Consider the following 2,681-nt stretch of genomic DNA (forward strand, 5'->3'; position numbering starts at 1 on the left):
AAAACATACTATAAATTCACATATTTAAAATTTCCCCTATAAAAATAAATATATATTTATCTTTATTAATTCCTTAATATATTTATTTTTATGGGGAAAAATATTAATATATTTTATATTTAGGAGGTTTTTTTATGGAATCTAAACGAGCTAAACAAATAATAGACTCTAAAAAATATATTCCTGTTTATTATAAAAATACACCAGTTCATATAGAAAAAGTAGACAATAAAGAAAATATAGCTCATATTAAAAGTTTAAACACAGATAAAGAAATAGTTGTTAATGTAAAAACTCTTAGTGAATGTAACAAATTAAATAACTAAAGATAATATATAATTTAATAAAAGGTGCCGAAAATTAGCCTTCAGCACCTTTTATTAATATTATTTTATTCCTGTATGTCCAAATCCTCCGCCTCTATTTTCTCCTATTTCTTGAGGATTTTCACACTCTATAAAATTAGCTCTTTTATATTCTTTGAATACCATCTGAGCTATTCTTTCTCCTTTATTTATATATATAGTTCCGTATGGATTGCCTTTTTCATCTAAGTATATCTTTTGCTTCAATATACTTAAAGAATTACTAGTATCTAAATTTATATCTTCTTTACTATTTAAATAATCAATTAAAGATATTTCTTTATATTTTTCTTTTAAAACTTTTAATACATTAGGATCTTTTGCTATATCATAGGGCAAATTAGCTATATCATATGTATTTTCCAATATAACTCCTACTATGTCTCTATAATCACTATCTATAGTTCCTGGACTATTAGGAACTCTTAAATTAGTTTTTAAGGATAATCCACTTCTTGGTCTTATTTGTGCTTCCAAGTTTTCATCCATAGCCATAACAAAATTTAAGGGAATAACTTTTATTTCTCCTGGTTTTATCTCCATATACTTTGTAGCATATAAATCACACCCTGCAGCATTTAAAGATCCATAACTTGGTATTTTACCATTCTCTAAAACCTTTATATAAACATTAACTTTATTGTCCATACTCCTTCACCTCTTTTAACATAATCTTATACTTTTGTTAAGTATACAAGTATATATTATACTATAAAAATATATGATTATAATATTAATAAGCAATTTTTTATAAAATCTATATTATATCTTGCAACTTTTGTATAAATTCACTAAAAAACTTTATAATAATTGTTTTCACTTTCTTAATTTAATGTTATAATCATATTTAAGTCGTCCTTTGTTGATATTTTTTTGTTTTTTATGTAAAACATTATGCTACAAAGTGATGATTTTTTATTTTTTATAGTTTTTGTTTATTTAACAATTAAGTTATAATAGGTAAATATAAAATATTACTAATTATATTTGAGGTGTTTATATGGAAAAGAATAATTTAGAAATATATATATCCAAAGAAGCTTCAGAGAATTTATCAAACTTACTAAAAGAAAATCATTACTCTTGTGTTAGGCTTTCCTATGTGAAAAGCTGCTGTGCTAAAGGACGTTTAGATATAATATTAGATGATATTAAAGAAAAGGATTTAAAACATGAATATGATTCGATCATATTAGTTTATAACAATGAAGTTTCTAATAATATAAAAAAAGTAGAAATAATTTATAAAAATAATGATTTTATGATGAAAATTACTCCAAGAGATACTAATGGTTGTAAAAATGGTTGCTGTAAAAACAGCTCTTCTTCTAGTTGTAATAGCAATTGTAATAATAGTTGTAATAAAAAATGTCCTTATAAGAACAAAACTTGTTCTAAATCATAGCAAAATCTCATTTAGGATAAAACAAGAGGACTAAAAATATCTTTAATCTTAAAGATAGCAAATATAAAAAAATACACATAATAAACATATGAATAAACTTTAGTAGTTCTTAATATGGTATATTTAAAAATTATTCTAATTCATCACAGCCTAGAAGACTCCAGGCATTAAAGCAATGAGGGTTCCTTACTTTGTTAGAAAATTTTTAATGAATCTATTCTAGAACTTCTTAGCAAAATGACTTAGTTTATTAAGTGTATTTTTTATATTTTAGGTGTTAAAATTAAATCTATTTTATTTCGATATTCACTCTTATTTAAACACATTATAAAATTAATCATCATCCTCCTTTTCTGTATTATGAACTACATCATCTATAATTATAACCATAGCTAAAATAAGACTTTGACTAGCCCCTTCTTTAATATCCACTTCATAGGAATCTCTTATAGCTGGAAAATGTTTTTTTACTCTGGCTACAGTCTCTCCAGCTTTTTCTATAGTAAAATTAATATCTAATATATCTCCTTTTACTTCATAATCCCCTATGATACTTTCTACTGTAAATCTAGGCTTTAATATACTTATGTCTTTTTTCATGGTAGCTACTTGGTTTCCCCCCATATATATCAAATAAGTAGGTAAAATTTTTATAAATTTCTCTTTAATATATACTAATTCCCTATCCTCTATATCGTATATTTTTATTTTTTTAAACATAGACATAAGTATTTTTTGTGCTTTATATAGTTTTTCTCCATATTCATTTTCTATTATATATTTATCAGTTATAGAAAACAATTTTTGTTTTATTATAAATTTCAATATGTATCATCCTTTTTATAAATTAATATAGTAAATTTATTCTATCATAATTTTAAGTATATACTATTAAATATATAACTTATAAG

General features: G+C 23.0%; 4 protein-coding genes. 2 read left to right on the top strand and 2 right to left on the bottom strand.

What is annotated here, in order from left to right:
• Window positions 1-134 precede the first annotated feature (134 nt).
• On the top strand, window positions 135-326 hold the full coding sequence (locus tag ACYUEW_RS18810) for an H-type small acid-soluble spore protein (protein ID WP_003487029.1): 192 nt from the start codon (window positions 135-137) through the stop codon (window positions 324-326).
• A gap of 60 nt (window positions 327-386) precedes the next feature.
• On the opposite strand, the gene ACYUEW_RS18815 is transcribed toward ACYUEW_RS18810, so the two are convergent.
• Window positions 387-1,013, bottom strand: a complete 627-nt coding sequence (locus ACYUEW_RS18815; RefSeq protein ID WP_003487031.1) for a dUTP diphosphatase — start codon at window positions 1,011-1,013, stop codon at window positions 387-389.
• A 352-nt stretch (window positions 1,014-1,365) separates the two neighbouring features.
• Between ACYUEW_RS18815 and ACYUEW_RS18820 the strand changes: the two genes are divergently transcribed.
• Window positions 1,366-1,770, top strand: a complete 405-nt coding sequence (locus ACYUEW_RS18820; RefSeq protein ID WP_003487032.1) for a hypothetical protein — start codon at window positions 1,366-1,368, stop codon at window positions 1,768-1,770.
• Window positions 1,771-2,103: 333 nt separating this feature from the next.
• On the opposite strand, the gene ACYUEW_RS18825 is transcribed toward ACYUEW_RS18820, so the two are convergent.
• Window positions 2,104-2,595: an LURP-one-related/scramblase family protein gene (locus ACYUEW_RS18825; protein ID WP_003487034.1), complete on the bottom strand. Its 492-nt coding sequence runs from the start codon at window positions 2,593-2,595 to the stop codon at window positions 2,104-2,106.
• Window positions 2,596-2,681: the final 86 nt, after the last annotated feature.

It is taken from the genome of Clostridium sp. CTA-1, assembly GCF_054768215.1.

Bases quoted from the DNA above. Each gene is read 5' to 3' on its own strand.
- ACYUEW_RS18820 (WP_003487032.1), top strand. From the start codon at position 1,366: ATGGAAAAGAATAATTTAGAAATATATATATCCAAAGAAGCTTCAGAG.
- ACYUEW_RS18815 (WP_003487031.1), bottom strand. From the start codon at position 1,013: ATGGACAATAAAGTTAATGTTTATATAAAGGTTTTAGAGAATGGTAAA.
- ACYUEW_RS18810 (WP_003487029.1), top strand. From the start codon at position 135: ATGGAATCTAAACGAGCTAAACAAATAATAGACTCTAAAAAATATATT.